17 protein-coding genes are annotated in these 17,558 nt (G+C 64.5%); 1 reads left to right on the forward strand and 16 read right to left on the reverse strand.

Features of this window, described 5'->3' with window-relative positions; all coding sequences use genetic code 11:
* Positions 1-13: 13 nt before the first annotated feature.
* Both nusA and rimP read right to left on the reverse strand, forming a co-directional pair.
* Positions 14-1,606 (reverse strand): transcription termination factor NusA, encoded by a 1,593-nt coding sequence (nusA, locus tag EJ074_RS12955; protein ID WP_095806555.1) that lies wholly within the window; start codon positions 1,604-1,606, stop codon positions 14-16.
* Positions 1,607-1,652: 46 nt separating this feature from the next.
* Positions 1,653-2,285, reverse strand: coding sequence for a ribosome maturation factor RimP (gene rimP, locus EJ074_RS12960; RefSeq protein ID WP_095806556.1), 633 nt, complete (start codon positions 2,283-2,285; stop codon positions 1,653-1,655).
* A gap of 285 nt (positions 2,286-2,570) precedes the next feature.
* On the opposite strand from rimP, the gene EJ074_RS29680 reads away from it, so the two are divergent.
* On the forward strand, positions 2,571-2,732 hold the full coding sequence (locus EJ074_RS29680) for a hypothetical protein (RefSeq protein WP_095806557.1): 162 nt from the start codon (positions 2,571-2,573) through the stop codon (positions 2,730-2,732).
* A 17-nt stretch (positions 2,733-2,749) separates the two neighbouring features.
* On the opposite strand, the gene EJ074_RS12965 is transcribed toward EJ074_RS29680, so the two are convergent.
* The 14 genes from EJ074_RS12965 to EJ074_RS13030 form a co-directional block, all read right to left on the reverse strand.
* Entirely contained in the window at positions 2,750-3,451 is a 702-nt protein-coding gene (locus EJ074_RS12965; protein ID WP_095806558.1) for a tRNA (guanosine(46)-N(7))-methyltransferase TrmB, read from the reverse strand.
* Between the two features lie 5 nt (positions 3,452-3,456).
* Positions 3,457-4,722: a methionine adenosyltransferase gene (metK, locus tag EJ074_RS12970; RefSeq protein WP_095806559.1), complete on the reverse strand. Its 1,266-nt coding sequence runs from the start codon at positions 4,720-4,722 to the stop codon at positions 3,457-3,459.
* 165 nt (positions 4,723-4,887) lie between these two features.
* Positions 4,888-5,307, reverse strand: coding sequence for a helix-turn-helix transcriptional regulator (locus EJ074_RS12975; protein ID WP_095806560.1), 420 nt, complete (start codon positions 5,305-5,307; stop codon positions 4,888-4,890).
* Positions 5,308-5,447: 140 nt separating this feature from the next.
* Positions 5,448-7,037: an apolipoprotein N-acyltransferase gene (gene lnt / locus EJ074_RS12980; RefSeq protein ID WP_095806779.1), complete on the reverse strand. Its 1,590-nt coding sequence runs from the start codon at positions 7,035-7,037 to the stop codon at positions 5,448-5,450.
* 109 nt (positions 7,038-7,146) lie between these two features.
* Entirely contained in the window at positions 7,147-8,220 is a 1,074-nt protein-coding gene (locus tag EJ074_RS12985; protein ID WP_095806561.1) for a hemolysin family protein, read from the reverse strand.
* Positions 8,221-8,248: 28 nt separating this feature from the next.
* A complete protein-coding gene (gene ybeY / locus EJ074_RS12990; RefSeq protein WP_095806562.1) occupies positions 8,249-8,746 on the reverse strand; it encodes an rRNA maturation RNase YbeY in 498 nt (165 codons plus the stop codon).
* Positions 8,747-8,758: 12 nt separating this feature from the next.
* Positions 8,759-9,808, reverse strand: a complete 1,050-nt coding sequence (locus tag EJ074_RS12995) for a PhoH family protein (RefSeq protein WP_095806563.1) — start codon at positions 9,806-9,808, stop codon at positions 8,759-8,761.
* 79 nt (positions 9,809-9,887) lie between these two features.
* Entirely contained in the window at positions 9,888-11,315 is a 1,428-nt protein-coding gene (gene miaB / locus EJ074_RS13000; protein ID WP_095806564.1) for a tRNA (N6-isopentenyl adenosine(37)-C2)-methylthiotransferase MiaB, read from the reverse strand.
* A gap of 40 nt (positions 11,316-11,355) precedes the next feature.
* On the reverse strand, positions 11,356-12,156 hold the full coding sequence (locus tag EJ074_RS13005) for a lysophospholipid acyltransferase family protein (protein ID WP_095806565.1): 801 nt from the start codon (positions 12,154-12,156) through the stop codon (positions 11,356-11,358).
* Between the two features lie 30 nt (positions 12,157-12,186).
* Entirely contained in the window at positions 12,187-12,681 is a 495-nt protein-coding gene (gene rimI / locus EJ074_RS13010) for a ribosomal protein S18-alanine N-acetyltransferase (protein ID WP_095806566.1), read from the reverse strand.
* Positions 12,681-13,394, reverse strand: a complete 714-nt coding sequence (gene tsaB, locus EJ074_RS13015) for a tRNA (adenosine(37)-N6)-threonylcarbamoyltransferase complex dimerization subunit type 1 TsaB (protein WP_095806567.1) — start codon at positions 13,392-13,394, stop codon at positions 12,681-12,683. Before tsaB ends, rimI begins: the two co-directional genes overlap by 1 nt.
* Positions 13,395-13,519: 125 nt before the next feature.
* Complete coding sequence (locus EJ074_RS13020) at positions 13,520-14,626, reverse strand: DUF1513 domain-containing protein (protein ID WP_129553503.1); 1,107 nt, start codon at positions 14,624-14,626, stop codon at positions 13,520-13,522.
* A 251-nt stretch (positions 14,627-14,877) separates the two neighbouring features.
* Positions 14,878-15,957 carry an imelysin family protein gene (locus EJ074_RS13025; RefSeq protein WP_095806569.1) on the reverse strand — a complete coding sequence of 360 codons (1,080 nt, stop codon included), beginning with the start codon at positions 15,955-15,957 and terminating at the stop codon, positions 14,878-14,880.
* Positions 15,957-17,558: a di-heme oxidoredictase family protein gene (locus EJ074_RS13030; protein ID WP_095806570.1), complete on the reverse strand. Its 1,602-nt coding sequence runs from the start codon at positions 17,556-17,558 to the stop codon at positions 15,957-15,959. Before EJ074_RS13030 ends, EJ074_RS13025 begins: the two co-directional genes overlap by 1 nt.

Below are 17,558 nucleotides of genomic sequence, written 5' to 3' on the forward strand. Positions count from 1 at the left end.
ATGCGGGTTCACCTCACGCACCGACGGTTTCGCCAGCCGCTTCCTGAGCGGCCAGTTCTTCCTCGGAGATCCAGCCGGCCTTCCTACGGGCAGCCAGCACCATCTGCTCGGCATCGGCACGCGAAACGCCGTGATCGGCAAGCACCCCGGGATATACCTTGGTCTCGCCGTCCTTGCGCTCCTTCCAGCCGATCAGGTCGTCGGCCGCGTAGCCGGCGAAGTCCTCGATCGTCTTCACGCCATCCTCGCCAAGCGTCACCATCATGGCGGTGGTGATACCGGGAATCTCGCGCAGCTCGTCCTCGACGCCGAGAGCCTTGCGCTTCTGATCGTGCTCGGCCTCGATCTTCTCGAGATATTCGCGGGCGCGCGACTGGATTTCGGAAGCGGTGTCCTCGTCGAAGCCGTCGATAGAGGAGATTTCGCCCGAGTCGACATAGGCGACCTCCTCGACGCTGGTGAAGCCTTCGGAGGCAAGCACCTGGCCGACCATCTCGTCGACGTCGAGGGCTTCCATGAAGAGCGCCGAACGCTCGACGAATTCCTTCTGGCGACGCTCGCTCTCTTCCTGCTCGGTCAGAATGTCGATGTCCCACCCGGTGAGCTGCGAGGCAAGGCGCACGTTCTGGCCGCGACGTCCGATCGCCAGCGACAGCTGGTCGTCCGGAACCACCACCTCGATGCGCTCCGCGTCCTCGTCCAGCACCACCTTGGCGACTTCCGCCGGCTGCAGCGCATTGACGATGAAGGAAGCCGCCGAAGGCGACCACGGGATGATGTCAATCTTCTCGCCCTGGAGCTCGCCGACCACCGCCTGGACGCGGCTGCCGCGCATGCCGACGCAGGCGCCGACCGGGTCGATGGAAGAATCGCGCGAGATGACGGCGATCTTGGCACGGGAGCCCGGATCGCGGGCGACAGACTTGATCTCGATGATGCCGTCGTAGATTTCCGGCACTTCCATGGTGAAGAGCTTGGCCATGAACTGCGGATGGGTGCGCGACAGGAAGATCTGCGGGCCGCGCTGCTCGCGGCGCACGTCGTAGACATAGGCGCGGACGCGGTCGCCATATTTGTAGTTTTCGCGCGGGATCAGCTCGTCGCGACGGATGATCGCCTCGCCACGGCCGAGGTCGACGATGACGTTGCCGTATTCGACGCGCTTGACAGTGCCGTTGACGATCTCGCCGATGCGGTCCTTGTACTCATCATACTGGCGGTCGCGCTCGGCCTCGCGCACCTTCTGGACGATGACCTGCTTGGCCGACTGGGCGGCGATGCGGCCGAAATCCATCGGCGGCAGCTGTTCGGCGATGAAATCGCCGATCTGGGCATCGGGGTTGCGCTCGCGTGCCGTCGAAAGGGCGATCTGGGTCGCATAGTCCTCGACCTTCTCGACCACTTCCATCAGCCGCTGCAGCTTCATCTCGCCGGTGTTGGGATTGATATCGGCGCGGATGTTGGTCTCCTGGCCGTAACGCGAGCGCGCCGCCTTCTGGATCGCATCGGCCATAGCGGCGATGACGATCTGCTTGTCGATCGACTTTTCACGCGCGACCGCATCGGCGATCTGCAGCAGTTCGAGCCTGTTGGCGCTTACAACCATTGTCTTTCTCCCGACTTCGCTTCGGGCCAGCGGCCCGGAAACTCAATCAACTTTCCTGTTCGATTTCGTTTTCTTCACCGGCTGCGGCATCTTCGGCCTCGCCCCGGCGCTTTTTTGCTTCCTTGCGTGCCCTGTTGTCCTTCGACAGGGCGTCGCGGATCAGGTCGTCGGTCAGCACCAGGCGCGCCTCGGCAATCGCATCGTAGGGCACGCGCACCCTCGGCTCCTCGCCATAGGCTGCCTTGTCGCGCTCCAGCAGGATGCCTTCGGCGTCGGCCTCGGCGATCTTGCCCTTGAAGCGTTTGCGATCGCCGACAAGGACCGACGTCTCCAACTTGACCAGATGGCCGGTCCACGTGGCGAAATCCGACTTGCGCACCAGCGGCCGGTCGATGCCCGGCGACGACACTTCGAGATGATACGCCTTTTCGATCGGATCCTCGACATCCAGCGCCGGCGACACCGCGCGGCTGACCTCTTCGCAATCCTCGACGGTCATCGTGCCGTCCTCGCGCTCGGCCATGATCTGCAGCGTCAGCCCGTTCTGGCCGGTCAGTTGCACCCTGACGAGCCGGAAGCCGACGGCGCGCAGAACCGGCTGCACGATCAGCGCAATGCGCGCATCGATGCCGCTTTCGCGGATGATACGGTCGTCGGCCTCGCCTGCCGCTGCAGTCATCGGATCCCTGTCGCTTTGTCGCTCCGGCCGGCAGGTAATAAAAAAGAGCGGGACCGGGTGGACCCACTCTTCGTCATACCGACCAAGAATTTGCGGCTGATATAGACGATCCGCGCCTGGGTTTCAAGTCTGCTGGTAACCTCAGTCACACCGCAGCCGGACGAGCCTTGCTTGCTGAGCATAGGGGCTATGCGACATCGGACCTGGATTGCCGCCTGCCAGCACCCATCTACGTTGCGACGTTAAGAAGAAAGGGCGCGCGATGGCGCGCGAAAGGTATCAGTCATGGAACGCGGATTGTTTTTCGTCGTCGGGGACTTGCTCGCCAAGTTCGGCAGCGCCGCATCGGCATCGCAGGCCGTCGAGGCAGGACGCCAGCCACGCCGCCGCGACCTGAAGAAGCTCGGCATCGACCCGACCGCTTTCGAACGAATCCGCCGCTTCTGAGCCGGCGATAGCCAGCCCTACTTCCGGATGAAAGTAAGATAGGCGGGACGTCGGCCCTCGCGTAGGGCCTTTGCCTCATAGCGCGTGCCCGACCAGCCCTGGTAGGGTCGGTGCCAGTCGGAAGCCTCATTGGCCTGCCAAAGAAATGCGCCACTGGCGCGGCAGGCGAGCAGCGTCCAGTTCACATAGCTGTCGATATCCGACGCAAAGCGGAACCGGCCGCCCGCTTTGAGCACCCGGGCGAACCGGTCGAGATTGGCGGGGCTGACGAAGCGGCGCTTCCAGTGCTTCTTCTTCGGCCAGGGATCGGGATAAAGCAGGTCGATGCCGTCGAGCGAAGCTTGCGGCAGCCAGTCGAGCAGACGCGTGGCGTCGTCGTCATAGACCCTGAGATTGCCAAGCGGCCGCGCGGTGAGCGCCGTCATCATCTTGGCCATGCCGTTGACGAAAGGCTCGACGCCGATGAAGCCGGTTGCCGGCGCTTCCAGGGCGCGGTGCAGCAGGTGCTCGCCGCCGCCGAAACCGATTTCCAGCTGGAGCGCCGAAACGTCTACCTTGAACAGTGTTTTGAGATCGGCCGGCGCCGCGGCGGCCAGGTCAAGCCGGTAGGCGCGCAGGCCGCTTTCAAGCGCGATCGCCTGCTGCGGCCGAATGGTCTTGCCGTGCCGTCGACCGAAGAAAGCTTCGGTCGAGCGGCGCGGCCGGTCCTTGTCTTCCACGGATATCAGGCGGCGACGGCGTCCTTGAGCGCCTTGGCGAGATCGGTCTTCTCCCAGGAGAAAGATCCGTCGCGGCCGGCCTTGCGGCCGAAATGACCGTAGGACGAGGTCTTGGCGTAGATCGGCTTGTTGAGGTCGAGGTGACGGCGAATGCCGGATGGAGACAGGTCCATGACCTCGCGCAGGGCCTGCTCGAGCTTGGCCTCCTCGACCTTGCCGGTGCCATGCAGATCGACATACACCGACAGCGGCTGGGCAACGCCGATCGCGTAGGACAGCTGGATCGTGCAGCGGTCGGCTAGCTTGGCGGCGACCACGTTCTTGGCGAGGTAGCGCGCCGCATAGGCGGCCGAGCGGTCGACCTTGGTGGTGTCCTTGCCGGAGAAGGCTCCGCCGCCGTGGGGCGCGGCGCCGCCATAGGTGTCGACGATGATCTTGCGCCCGGTGAGCCCAGCGTCGCCATCGGGTCCGCCGATGACGAACTTGCCGGTCGGATTGATGTACCAGTTGCAGTCATCGGCGATCCTGAGGTCGCCCAGCGCCTCGCGGATATAGGGCTCGACGACCTTGCGAACCTTCTTGGAATCCCAGTTCGAGTCGAGATGCTGGGTGGAAAGCACGATCTGCGTCACTTCCGAAGCCTTGCCGTCGACATAGCGCACGGTGACCTGGCTCTTGGCGTCAGGACCGAGCTTGCCGGCTTCGCCGTTGTTTTCATGGCGCGCGGTGGCCAGCAATTCGAGGATCTTGTGGCTGTAGTAGATCGGCGCCGGCATCAGATCGGGCGTTTCGCGGCAGGCATAGCCGAACATGATGCCCTGATCGCCGGCGCCTTCCTCGCCCTGCCGGTCGGCGGCATTGTCGACACCCTGGCCGATGTCGGGCGATTGACCGTGCAGCAGCACCTCGATCTTGGCGGTCTTCCAGTGGAAGCCGGCCTGCTCGTAGCCGATCTCGCGGATCGCCTTGCGGGCGACCGACTTGAACTTGGCGGGGTTGACGACAGGGTGACCCGCAGCGTCCTTGAGGATGTTGCCGGCCTTGTCCTTCTTCAGCAGCGTCTCGGGAACTCTGACCTCGCCGGCAATGACGACGCGGTTGGTGGTGGCCAGCGTCTCGCAGGCGACGCGCACCTTCCACGGGTCCATGCCCGTCTTCTTGGCTTCGCGGTAGACCAGATCGACGATCTCGTCGGAGATGCGGTCACAGACTTTGTCGGGATGGCCCTCGGCAACGGATTCCGAGGTGAAGAGATAGTTCTGCCGCGTCACGGGTGTCCCCTCTTGAAAAGATCGGCAAGCCTGCCGATTTTGGCGCGCCACGTGTTAGCGGTGCCGGGCGGCGCTCGTCAAGCGGCGCGACGGATCTGGCATGAATGTCAGCACAGTTGCCTTGTGCCACCGGCGGTAGAATGCCGCCGGAGCCACAAAAGCCGATCAGTCGGAATCGTCGGCGGAAAGCGATTTCACCAGATCGATTATTCGACGGCGCACCTTGACGTCGGGTATCTTGACGAAGGCGCGGTTGAGCTGAAGCCCCTCCGGACTGCCGCAGAATTCGATGGCGAACGCCATCGATGCATCCTCGGCAAATCCTCGATTGCCCGCGGTCTCCTGGCCCGGGGCATCCTCGAAGAAGAAGGCGACGGGAACACTCAAAATCGAGGCGATCGCCTGCAAACGGCTGGCGCCGACCCGGTTCGTCCCCTTTTCGTACTTCTGGATCTGCTGAAACGTGATGCCGAGATTTTCACCCAGCTTTTCCTGGCTCATTCCAAGCATATTGCGGCGAAGCCGGATACGACTCCCGACATGGATGTCGATCGGATTCGGCTTCTTCTTGTTCTCTTCTGTCATTTTTTTCCTCGCCGAATTTTTCCGGCTTTTTCTATTTTGTTTGCCTAAACGAAGCCGGAGCCAACTGCCCCAACAGCCCCCTCCATCCGACTTCGAGAAAATTTTAGGCGTTACAGTATGAGTTTCTAATGTGCCGACTGTCAATTGACCCGTAGCCGCTGCCTTACGCTGAATGCGACGGCCGTCAGGGCAAAAAGCAACATGATCAGCAATCCGTTAATGCGCCTCTGGCGGGCGGACAAAAACGCCTGATTGGAAACCGGCACGTGCGCATCGATGGCGCCGCGCGCGTCGACCGCGAGCGCGTCGACAATGCGCCCGCGCGGATCGACAACGGCCGAGATGCCATTGTTGCCTGCACGCAATAAGGGCAACCCATTTTCCACCGCACGAACCTGCGCCTGCCTGAAGTGCTGATACGGTCCTGGAGTGTCGCCAAACCAGGCGTCGTTGGTGACGTTGACGATGAGGTCGGCCGACGCAGCATCATCCGACACGAGGTCGGGAAAAATGACCTCGTAGCAGATGAAGGGGACGGCACGCAGGCCATTCGGCAGCATGATGGCATGACGTTCGTTGCCGGCCGCGAAATTCATCGGCCCGGCAACCAGCTGGCCAACGCCGAAACGGCTGAAGAGGTCGGCGAAAGGCAGGTATTCGCCGAACGGCACCAGATGCACCTTGTCGACCGCGTCGGCGATCTCGCCCTTGTCGTTGATCGCCACCACCGAGTTGTAATAGCGGCTGCCGGCATTCCCCGAACCGCCCTCCTCGCGCACCACGCCGGCGATCAGCATCTGGCCATCGCCCAGCATGTCGCCGATGGCCTTCAGCGCATCCGGGCGCTCGGTGAACAGAAACGGCACCGAGGTCTCCGGCCACAGGATCAACTGCGGCCTGGCATGACCCTGCTCCGGCGCCTTTGCCGATATGCCCAGCAGGGTGGCGAAGATGCGGTCGCGCACCGAGGCGTCCCATTTCTCGCCGAGATCGACGGCGGGCTGAACGATGCGAACAACGACCGCACGGGTTTGCGGCTTGGGCGGAGCGGCAAGCCTGACATAGCCGAAGCCGACATGGCCGGCGACGAGGATCGCAAGAAGAGCCGCGCCAAGCTTGAGGTGGCGGCGCGCGGCGACAAGCGCCGGGAGGGAAAAGACGAAGACCGCGAGGGTGTTCATGCCGATCATGCCGGTCACCGACACGCTCTGCATCAGCAGCGGCACGGGCATCGCGGCGTAGCCGACGGCGTTCCACGGAAAGCCGGTGAAGAGGACGTCGCGCAGCCATTCGGCAAGGCCGAAGCCGAAGGCCAGCGCGGCGATGCGGCCGATGTCGCTAGTCCAGAAAAGCCGGGCGACGACCGTCGCGAAGCCATAAAAGAAGGCGAGCGCGAACGGGATGCCGACCACGGCAAAGGGCAGCGCCCAGGCAAAACTGTCGGCCTCGACCAGCAGCGCCTGGCCTATCCACCACAGGCCGGCGAGGAAATAGCCGAAGCCGAACCACCAGCCGGTGGCGAAGGCCGGCCGAAGCCGGCGCAGCCAGCCGTCGGAGGCTTCGCCGGTCGCGCCGTCCAGCAGCCAGACCAGGACCGGAAACGAGACGAAGCAGACGGCGAAGAAGTCGTAGGGGGCCTGGGCGAGGACCGCGAGCGCACCGGCAAGAAACGCCAGCAGGGCCCGCCGCCACCCCCACAGCAGAATTATCCGGCCGGCAAAGCGCTGCATATAGCTTCCCAAGTCGCGCGAATCAGGGAGCCAAAGATGTAACAGGCCGCGCCGCATGCTCCAAATGACGGTGCTTTGAAATCAGCAGATCCTAGAGACCGGACACGCCTCAGGCCTGCTCGGCGCGGGCGGCGCGGCGGCGGCGCTCGCCTTTCTGGCTCTGCACGATCCGCACGCGCTTGACGCGGCGCGGATCGGCGTCGAGGACATGGAACTCGAAGCCAGGTATGGCCTGCACGACTTCGCCCCTGGCGGGGACGCGGCCGAGCGTGTTGAAGATCATGCCGCCGATGGTGTCGACATATTCGCCATGCTCGCCGGCGGTAAAATCTTCGCCGATCATCTTGGCGACCTCGTCGATCTCGGCCTTGCCGTCGACGACGAAGACGCCCTCGCCGGCCTGGGTGACCATCGGCTCGTCGTCATCGTGCTCGTCCTCGATGTCGCCGACCACCATCTCGACGATGTCTTCCAGCGAGGCCAATCCGTCGGTGCCGCCATATTCGTCGATGACCAGCGCCATCTGGGTGCGCGTCGTCTGCATGCGGCCCATCAGGTCGGAGGCAAGCATCGAGGGCGGGACGAACAGCACCGGGCGGATCAGGTCGAGATCGCCGATGGTGCGCGCGAGGTCGACCTGGGCGAGATCGAGCGCGGCCGGCGCCGGAGCCTTCCTGCTGGCGCGGCCTTTCTTGACCCGGGCGACCTTGGTGATGTGGGCCAGCACGTCGCGGATGTGCACCATGCCGCGAGGATCGTCCAGCGTCTCGGAATAGACCGGCATGCGGGAGTGGCCGGATTGTTCGAACAGGCCAAGCAGATCGCCAAGCTTGGTGGTGATCTCGACCGCCTCGATATCGGCGCGCGGCACCATCACATCTTCGACGCGCACCTCGCGCAGGCGCAGGATGTTGTTGAGCATGGCGCGTTCGCCGGGCGAGAAGGACTCGGCATCGCTCGCCGTCTCGGCGAGCGCGCCGGCGATCTCCTCGCGCAGGTTGGTGCCGTTGCGGTGCCGGAACAGGCCGAGCACTCGATCGAAGAGTGACGGACCGGCATGCGAAGGCTCGACGGCCACGCTGCCGGTCAAAATGCTCGGACTGGAGCCCTCTTCCGACTTTTCGGAAGGCTTGGTCGCACTGCCGGCGTCCGGACGGGCGGCAGTTTCTGGTTTATCGTTCATCGTCTTTCGGTCAATTGGCCTTTTTTTGTTACGCGTAGGGATCGGGAATGGCAAGCCTTGCAAGCGCCGCTCGCTCTATCGCCTCCATCTCCTCCGCCTCGGCGTCGGTCTCGTGATCATGGCCCAGAAGATGCAGCAGGCCATGGATGACGAGATGGGTGATATGGTTCTCGAGCGGCTTTGCTTCCAGTGCGGCCTCACGGGCCACGGTCTCGGAGGCGAGCACGATGTCGCCCAGCATCGGCGGCAGCTTGCCGCCTTTCGGGAACGGAAAAGCAGGGAAAGACAAGACGTTGGTCGGCTTGTCCTTGCGGCGCCATGCGGCGTTGAGGGTCCGGATATGAGCATCGTCGGAAAAAACGATGCTGAGCTCCGAGCTGCCGTCCGCGCCGGTCTCGGCAAAGGCGCTCTCGACGGCGCGATCGACCAGGCGCGTCAGCTCGCCTTCGGCGGGCCAGTCGCCGGCCTCGACAAAAATATCTATGTCGACGGGCATTGCGCCGGCGTTTCTCGTCTCTTCAGCCATGCGGCCTTTTGATCAGCTTTCCGCGCCCAGCCCCCTGGCGAGCTTGCCGTCGCGGTCATAGGCCTTGACGATCTCGGCGACCAGCGGATGCCGCACCACGTCGCCCTCGCTGAAGCGGACCGTGACGATGCCGGGGACGCCGTCGAGGATGCGCAGCGCCTCGACAAGGCCGGACTTGGTGTTGGGCGGCAGGTCGATCTGCGTCGGATCGCCGGTGACGATCATGCGCGAATTCTCGCCGAGACGGGTCAGGAACATCTTCATCTGCATCGGCGTGGTGTTCTGCGCCTCGTCGAGGATCACCGCCGCGTGGGCCAGCGTGCGGCCGCGCATGAACGCTAAAGGCGCGATCTCGATCACCTCGGCGGCGATCGCCCGTTCCACCTTGTCGGCCGGCATCATGTCGTAAAGCGCGTCGTAGAGGGGCCTCAGATAGGGATCGACCTTCTCCTTCATGTCGCCGGGCAGGAAGCCCAGCCGCTCGCCCGCTTCGACCGCCGGGCGCGACAGCACGATGCGCTCGACCATGCCGCGCTCGAGCAGCATCGCCGCGTGCGCCACTGCCAGATAGGTCTTGCCGGTGCCGGCGGGACCGATGCCGAAGACCATTTCGGAGCGCTCCAGGGCCCGCATATAGGCGTCCTGGTTGAGCGAGCGGGCGTAGATCGTCTTCTTGCGCGTCGCGATCTGGGCGGCCGAGACTTTGCCCTTGCGCTCCATCGTCGGCAGGGTCAGCTGATCGTCGGCGGCGATCGCCATGCGCACGGCGCCATCGACGTCGGACTGGCCGATGTCGACGCCCTTCTGCAGAATGCCGTAGAGCGTATCCAGCGTCCGGCGCGCCTGCTCGGCGGCGGAGGCCGTGCCCTTGATGTTGAGCTGGTTGCCGCGCGAGCGGATGTCGACGCCGAGCTTCTGCTCGATCCTGGCCAGATTCTCGTCAAACTGGCCGTAAAGGGCGCTGGCAAGCCTGTTGTTGTCGAAGGTGAGAACGATGTGCGCCATGTCGGAAGCCCCGGATGCCTGGTTCGGGGTCACGTTCTTCAGTTCAGCAGCGCTCAACCGTCTCTCCTCATCTGCCGAGGCTTGCGGCTATGCACGTCGTTGCCCCAAAACCGCGAGCACTTTAGTGCGACATGCATCAGGCCAACTCGGCGAACAGGCTATTGTAGCCCGTCCTTGTGATTCGTACGTTGATAATGTCACCGATTTCGCCGGCCTTTTCATCAACAATAACCGGCTGGAGCCAGGGCGAACGACCGACCTTCTGGCCGGCCTGGCGGCCCGGTTTCTCGATCAGCGTACCGATGGTCTTGCCGACTAGGCCGTGGGCGAAATCCTGCTGCTGCTTCAACAGCAGAGTCTGCAGACGCTGCAGCCGCTCGTCCTTCACCGCCTCCGGCACATGGCCGTCCATTTCGGCCCCAGGCGTGCCTGGGCGCGACGAATATTTGAACGAGAAGCCCGAGGCGTAGTTCACGTCGCGCACCAGTTGCAGCGTCGCCTCGAAATCCTGCTCCGTCTCGCCGGGAAAGCCGACGATGAAATCGCCCGACATGGCGATGTCGGCGCGGGCAGCGCGGATGCGCTCGATGAGCGCCAGGTAGTGGCGGGACGTGTGCCTGCGGTTCATCGCCTTCAGGATCCGGTCAGAACCAGACTGTACCGGCAAATGCAGATAGGGCATCAAGGCCGGCAGGTCACGGTGCGCGGCGATCAATTCGTCGTCCATGTCGCGCGGATGGCTGGTCGTGTAGCGCAGCCGTGCCAAGCCGGGGATCTCGGCCAGCCGAAAGAGCAGTCGGCCGAGACCCCATTCCTGGCCATTTTCGCCTTCGCCGTGCCAGGCGTTGACGTTTTGGCCGAGCAGCGTGACCTCGCGCACACCGGCCTCGGCCAGCCGCTCGGCTTCCGCGACGATCTGCGCCACCGGCCGCGAGACTTCCGAGCCGCGGGTATAGGGCACGACGCAGAAGGTGCAGAACTTGTCGCAGCCTTCCTGAACGGTGAGGAAGGCGGTGACGCCGCGCTTTGCCACCGCCGCACGCTTCGGCTGCGGCAGGTGCTCGAACTTGTCCTCGACGGCATAGTCGGTCTCGACGATCTTCTGGCCGCTGCGCACCCTGGCCAGCACGTCCGGCAGCCGGTGGTAAGTCTGCGGGCCGATCACGAGATCGACAGCGGGAGCCCGACGGATGATCTCGGCGCCCTCGGCCTGTGCCACGCAGCCGGCGACGCCGATCAAAAGCTCGCGGCCCGTCTCGGCGCGCTCGGCTTTCATGTCACGGATCCGGCCGAGCTCGGAATAGACCTTTTCCGCCGCCTTCTCGCGGATATGGCAGGTGTTGAGCAGCACCAGATCGGCGTCGTCGACCACATCGGTGGCGACATAGCCGTCGGCGGCCAGCGCATCGGTCATGCGCTGGGAATCGTAGACATTCATCTGGCAGCCATAGGTCTTGACGAAGACCTTCTTTGCCGTGGCGGCGGTCTTTGCCGTGGCGGTGGGCCTGACTGAGGCGTCCTGGCCGGTGCCGATGTCGTCGCGTTCTATCGTATTGAAGTCCATTTCGCGGCTTCTAACGCCTTTCGGCGACAAAAAACAGACGTCATCTGCTCGGGCTCGGATCGGCAAGCGCCCCCTGAACCATTTCCCGCACCCTGCCTTCCATCCGTCTTGCCGTTTCCTTGCGGTTCGAGCCTTTGGAGAACGGCACCGGCTCGCCGAAATGCACCTCGGCGTCGAGCGCGCCCTCGGCAAGCAGCACCTTCAGGTGCGGCATCAGATCCTGGTCGCCGATCCAGGCGGCAATCGGCCTGTGACGGCGGCCCATCGGCACGCCATGCAGCCGGGTATAGGCGATCGCAACCGGCTGGATGAACACCTGTTCCGCCGCCCCTTCCGAAATCGCCATCGAGGCCGCGCCGAACAGAGTGCTCTTGAACGGCAGCACCAGATTGCCGTCGCCGGTCGAACCCTCGGCAAACAGCACCATGGCATCACCCTTGGCCATGCGGCTGGCGATCTCGCTCGCCTGGTCGCCGGAGGTGCGCTTGCGCTCTCGCTCGATGAAGACGGTGCGCTGCAGCTTGGACAGCATGCCGATCAGCGGCCAGCCTTCCATGTCGGCCCGGGCGATGAACTTCACGTCGACAAAGGAGCCGAGCACCATGATGTCGGTCCATGAGACGTGGTTGGCCACGATCAGCAAGGGGCGCTGGGCGGCCAGCGCGCCCTTGACGTGGACGCGTATGCCGAGCGCCCTCAGGATCATGCGGTGCCAGATTTTCAGAATGACGGTCTCGGGCCACAGTCCGGTCTTCATCGACAGGATCTGCAGCGGCACCAGCACGAGCGAGCCCAGGGCGACATAGCCCAGCGCAAGAAAGATCCTCAGCTTCTTTGTCATTCCGCGCGAGGTCCCCCTAGCAAAAACTGGCTAGCGAAGATCGCGGCGCATGACAAGCGCGCCGGTCGGGCCGTGCTCGGTCGAGCGGTAATAATTCGGGCGCTGGCCGACCTGACGGAAGCCGAGCCGGCGATAAAGGCCGATGGCCGGCGCATTGGTCTCGTCGACCTCGAGGAAAAGCGCCTCGGCGCGCTGCGCGTGCAGTTCGCGCAGCACCGCGTCCATCAACTGCCAGCCGAGGCCCTGGCGGCGATGCGCGCGGGCGACGGCAACCGTCAGGATCTCGCCCTCGCCGGCCGCAAGCCGCGCCAGCACGAAGCCGGCCGGCGGTTTGGCTCCCTGTCCGGTCTCGCGCGCGGCATAGCCGAACACGGTGTCCTGTTCGAGCAGAGCGGCGAATTCAGCCTCTGTCCAAGGCCGGACGAAATCCTCCTGATGCAGAACGGAGACAACCTCGCTGTCGGCAATCGTCAACGGTTCCAGCGCATACTCCCTGCGGCGCGGCTGAAAGAAGGGTATGCGCATCAGGATTCTTTTCCCTCTCGAGACCCGAGCGCGCCAGCATCATGCTTTCTCGGCAGTATGAAGCCAGCTTGCGGCTTGGCGTCGGCGCCGCGCAAATAGAGCGGCTTTGGCTTCTCGCCCGGGCCCCTGGCGGCAGCCAACCGGGCATAGGTCGCGATGTCGGCGGTGGCCGCATCCGGACCGAAATCGAAGGTAGTTCGAGCGGCCGCAGCAATCTGCTGCGCGGCGGTGCCGGCGAGGACCGCCTTTGCGTCGAGGGCCATGGTGGTCGCCTCGGCCAACGACGTCACGGTAGGACCGTAAGTCGGGACTAACGCACTATCGAACAGAGCCGCATGGATTTCCTCGCGGCCGGCATCAAGTGCTGCAAGCACAATGCGGCCGGGAAAGGTGTGTGCCGCCTCCGCAGCCAGCGCTTCCAGTGTGGTGACGCCGATCGCGGGGATCTTCAGCGCCAGCCCCAGGCCGCGGGCCGTCGAGACACCTACTCGCAGGCCGGTGAACGAACCCGGACCGATGGAGACGGCGACGGCACCGAGACCGGCATAGTCCGTTCCGGCTGCCTTCAATACGGCATCGATGACCGCCATCAGATGCTCGGCATGCCCCTTGCCGAGGTCGAGCACCTCGCGGCCAAGCTCAGCGACGGCCGTGGCGTCATAGACGCAGGCGGCACAGAGATTGGCGGCGCAGTCGATGGCAAGCAGCTTCATGGCGGCCGGTTAAAGCTTCGGTTCAAACACAATCCCCTGTGCCCGCCACGGCTCGCCGCCGCAAGGGGCAGCGCGCACAAATATTGATTCGCTTCAAAACGAGGCCATCTGAAGTTGATCGGCGCTCAGGCGGTCGGCTCAATGCGCAGCATGTGGTTGTCCCAGACATAGTCTGGCTCGGAGCGCGTTTCACCATTGCCTTCGACGATGTCGCCGGCGCCCGTGCTGGCGATGAAGCCGGCACCGTCGGGAGCCAGTCCGCAGACCTCGACAAGCGATTTGGTCGCCAGGATGCGGCCGCTGGCAGCATCGATGACGGCAAGCGAATTTCCCTCCGGCGACGTGAGGGCGACAGTGCCGGCGCACGGATTGGCAGCGACCGAGCCGATATAGTTGCGCAAGCCGGAGAGAACGTCCTGCGGCATCTCCAGCAGTTCCAACCCCTTGCCGCGCGAGGCGCGCCCGACAAGCGCCGGACGGTCTGACGCCGGCCCGCGATACTGGCAACCGAACCAGACCGTTCCAGCCTGATCGCAATCCATGTGGCGGATCGAGAGCTGGTGCAGCGCCGCCGGCAGTTCGTGCTTTTCGATGAGATCGCCGGAGATGCGGTCGACCAGCGTGTAGGACGGCTTCATGGTCGCGATATTGAGCTCGGCGCGGCCGAAGTCCGGATGGGTTTCGATGCCGCCATTGGCAATGGCGAGCGTCCTGCCGTCGCCGAGCAGCAGGAGCTCATGTGGTCCCATGCCGTAGGTCGGGAACTCGCCGATGCGGCTGAATTTCACTCGCGCGTCGTAGATGCCGACGACACCGGCGGCGTTGTCGAAGTCGTTCTCGGTGGCATAGAGCAGCGCGCCGTCGGGCGAGAACACGCCATGGCCGAAGAAATGCCGGCCGGCGATGCTGGCGATGGTCAAGGGCGGCTCGCGGCCGGCATGGTCGAAGACAACCGCGAAGGTGCCGGGCTGGCGAGCGAAGACGACGGAACGCTTCGACACCGGGTCGAAGGTGACGTCATGGCCACGGTCGGGCAGATCGACCGTGTGCAGGACCTTGCCGGCCTCGGAGAGAACGGCGGCGCCGAAGCCGCCGTCGCGCTTGACGAAGGCGGTGGCAAAGACCGCGTCCGCCGCAAGCGTGTCCGCCCAGGCGCGCGGCGCCATGCCCGCGGCGAAGCTCGCCCCCGCGGCGCGCAGGAAGTCGCGGCGATCGATCAGTCGGGTTCTCATGAGATGGCCCTCAAGGGCATAGGGTCGCTCCACGACACGGCAAGTACCGGTCGCGCGAACTGATGATCGCAAACGTTGGAGGCTACGGGTCTGCGCCGCGTCGCTTCGCTCCTTGCTTCGCCCGTGGATGACGACGGGAAGAAAGTTTCAGCCAATTTCGGGAACATGCGACCCCGCAAAGCAAGCTCGCCCGAACTTCCAAAGCGTCCGAGTCGGTCCTGCGAAATCCACACCGCTCCCGACATCATTGTTCAGTCCCCATCCAGCGACGAAAAGCCGGCGGTCAGGCCGAACTCGGCGGTCATCCTGGTGCCGATCAGGGTCGAGAGGCTGGAGGTGATCAGCGCGAAGTGTTGGAGCTTGTCACGCTGCGCAGGGTCGCCCAGCGCCTTGTCGATCGGACCGGTGACGGATTTCACTGTCGCCACGCCGTTGACGAGTTGGATGTGAATGGATTCGCCCATCCACCGGGCATCGGCCGGCAGCGCATCGCCGAGCTTTGAAGCCCGGAAGAGTCGATCGATGCCGGTCAGATTTCCGGCCAGCGAATTCGCGGTGTTCTGCGAACGCCAGTAGATCGCCTGCTTCGGCTTGTCGGCCTCCGGCTTCGCGCCGAGGAACCCCTTGAGCCGCACGTCGCGGATCATTTCCAGCTCGTTGATGAAGACGCCCACGAGTTCCGTCACGGCTTCGGTGCCGTCGCGATAGACGGGGTTTTGCGGCCCAGGATTGGCCCACAGCGCGGCGAAGCCATCGGGCTTGTTCCAGGCATCGGCGACATCGCCGGCCATAGTCTTGATGTTGTCGGCGACAGCAGCGCCATAGGCGCAGCGATAGGGATCGTCCGCGCCGGCAAGAGCATCGGCGCCATCGCCGAAGAGCACGAATTCCAGCGCGCCGAGCCCCTGCATGGCCACGCTCTTGCCCGCTAGTTGCAGCGGATCGGCTGCTGCCGGATCCTTGGCGGCGAGGGCTGCCTGGACCTGCTTCAGGCCGATGCCTTTGCGGTCCGGCCAGTAGAGCATGCGCTCCAGTCGATTGTTCTGCTTGATCGGCCCGAAGGCGATGATTTCGGCCACCGACCAGGCTTCGACGGTGGCCGAGAAATCGGCGCGCGCCGCCTCGAGACTTTGCTGCGACGGTGCCTCGCAAAGCGTGCGCATTGCCTTGGCCAGGCTGGCTGCATGATCGTCCAGGCTGGCGTAGGCCGGGCGGACAAAACCGTCGATCGCACGCCCTATCACATCGGAGGCCTTCACCGCCGCCGATGCCGGCATTGCGGCGGCCAGAAAGAACGGAAGAGCAAGGGCGGCTGCCAGGCGGTTCAACATCAGAGCGACTCCAGAAATTTGATCAGCGCATCGCGGTCGGCGGCGCTGGCGGCCGCAAAGCGGTCGCGAGCCTTGCGGCCCTCGCCCCCATGCCACAGGATTGCCTCGGCGAGGCTGCGCGCGCGCCCGTCGTGCAAATAGAACGTGTTGCCGTTGACCGTTCCGGTGAGGCCGATGCCCCAGAGCGGCGGCGTGCGCCATTCGTTGCCGGTCGCTTCCCCCACACGTTGCCCGTCGGCCAGGCCCGGACCCATGTCGTGCAGCAGAAAGTCGGAATAGGGCCAGATCAGTTGGAATGCCTGCGCCTTGTTGGGCGTGCCGCGCAAGGTGACGAATTTCGGCGTGTGGCAGGAAATGCAGCCCATGCCATAAAACTGCTGCTTGCCGGCAAGCACCTGCGGCGCGTCGATGTCGCGGCGGGCCGGCACGGCAAGGTTCTGTGAATAGAAGGTGACGAGGTCCATGACCGGCGGCGGCGCTTCCGCCGTGCCAAGGCGCTGCTGGACGCCGTTCGGCATGGCAAGGCAGACCTTTTCGGCCGCGGTGCAGTCGCCCCAATGTTTGGGCGATTCCGGCGTCGAGATGCCGATGTCTCCGGCAAAGGCGTCGGCTGCCTGCTGGCGGATCGATGCGCTCTGCGCCTTCCAGCCGAAGCGGCCGAGCGTCAATTCACCGCTCAGTTCGTCGCGCACGATGTTCGGCCTGCCGGAGATTCCGTCGCCGTCGCGGTCGTCCGGATCGGCATGGGCGAGGATATCGACGGGGGCGATCTGCTCGATGAGACCGAGGCCGATCATCGGCGGCGTCAGGCGCGGCGACAAGCTCGTGGCCGGATCGAGCGGCCCATAGCCGAGGCCGTCGATGGAATAGCTCGGCTTGCGCAAGGAAACCATGCTGCCGTCGCCGAGCGCCACCTTCTCTTCCTGATAGTCGATACGCATCCGGCCTTCGCCCTTCAGGCCGGGAACTGCCAGTTCCTGCAACTGCGAACCGTAGACCGGATCGGGAAAGTTCAGCGCCTTGCGATCGGCAAGCGCCACCTTCTCCTCGGCACTGCCTGCATCGCGGGCGAGCCGCAGGAAGATCGAGGTCGAGCCGGCGCCGCCTTCCGGCGGACGACCGCGGCCATCCTTCAGATGGCAATTCTGGCAGGCGCGTTCATTGAACAGCGGACCAAGCCCGTCCGAAGCCTGGGTCGACGAAGGCGACGACACCCAGTTCTTGCGGAAAAGGGCGTTTCCGAGCTTGAAGTTGCCTTCTTCCTCGAAGGTGATGTTGGCGGCCGGTTGCGAGAACGCGTCGCGGCTGGGATCCTTGCGCGAAGTGCCGGCGCCGCCCTGCATCAGTTCGAACGGCTCGGGCTTGGAAAAGTCCGTGGTCGGCCGCGTGACGGCGAGGACCCTCGCCTCATCCTTGGGCGTCAAATCGGTGCGGCTGGCGGCAAGGCCGGCGCTACCAGTCTCGCCGGCCATGGCCGAGGCAGATAGCGCCAGCAGAAGCGATGCCCCGCGACAAATCTGGTATCGCGGGGTCTTCTGGAGCGGCAGGCTTCGGCTCTCCACCTGTCGCGCGCGGCGCAAGACGTCTACGGGGCGCCGCAT

The sequence above is a fragment of the Mesorhizobium sp. M3A.F.Ca.ET.080.04.2.1 genome (assembly GCF_003952525.1).
Lineage (GTDB): Bacteria > Pseudomonadota > Alphaproteobacteria > Rhizobiales > Rhizobiaceae > Mesorhizobium.

Bases quoted from the DNA above. Each gene is read 5' to 3' on its own strand.
- nusA (WP_095806555.1), bottom strand. From the start codon at position 1,606: ATGGTTGTAAGCGCCAACAGGCTCGAACTGCTGCAGATCGCCGATGCG.
- rimP (WP_095806556.1), bottom strand. From the start codon at position 2,285: ATGACTGCAGCGGCAGGCGAGGCCGACGACCGTATCATCCGCGAAAGC.
- EJ074_RS29680 (WP_095806557.1), top strand. From the start codon at position 2,571: ATGGAACGCGGATTGTTTTTCGTCGTCGGGGACTTGCTCGCCAAGTTC.
- EJ074_RS12975 (WP_095806560.1), bottom strand. From the start codon at position 5,307: ATGACAGAAGAGAACAAGAAGAAGCCGAATCCGATCGACATCCATGTC.
- lnt (WP_095806779.1), bottom strand. From the start codon at position 7,037: ATGCAGCGCTTTGCCGGCCGGATAATTCTGCTGTGGGGGTGGCGGCGG.
- EJ074_RS12985 (WP_095806561.1), bottom strand. From the start codon at position 8,220: ATGAACGATAAACCAGAAACTGCCGCCCGTCCGGACGCCGGCAGTGCG.
- ybeY (WP_095806562.1), bottom strand. From the start codon at position 8,746: ATGGCTGAAGAGACGAGAAACGCCGGCGCAATGCCCGTCGACATAGAT.
- miaB (WP_095806564.1), bottom strand. From the start codon at position 11,315: ATGGACTTCAATACGATAGAACGCGACGACATCGGCACCGGCCAGGAC.
- EJ074_RS13005 (WP_095806565.1), bottom strand. From the start codon at position 12,156: ATGACAAAGAAGCTGAGGATCTTTCTTGCGCTGGGCTATGTCGCCCTG.
- rimI (WP_095806566.1), bottom strand. From the start codon at position 12,681: ATGCGCATACCCTTCTTTCAGCCGCGCCGCAGGGAGTATGCGCTGGAA.
- tsaB (WP_095806567.1), bottom strand. From the start codon at position 13,394: ATGAAGCTGCTTGCCATCGACTGCGCCGCCAATCTCTGTGCCGCCTGC.
- EJ074_RS13020 (WP_129553503.1), bottom strand. From the start codon at position 14,626: ATGAGAACCCGACTGATCGATCGCCGCGACTTCCTGCGCGCCGCGGGG.
- EJ074_RS13025 (WP_095806569.1), bottom strand. From the start codon at position 15,957: ATGTTGAACCGCCTGGCAGCCGCCCTTGCTCTTCCGTTCTTTCTGGCC.
- EJ074_RS13030 (WP_095806570.1), bottom strand. From the start codon at position 17,558: ATGCGGCGCCCCGTAGACGTCTTGCGCCGCGCGCGACAGGTGGAGAGC.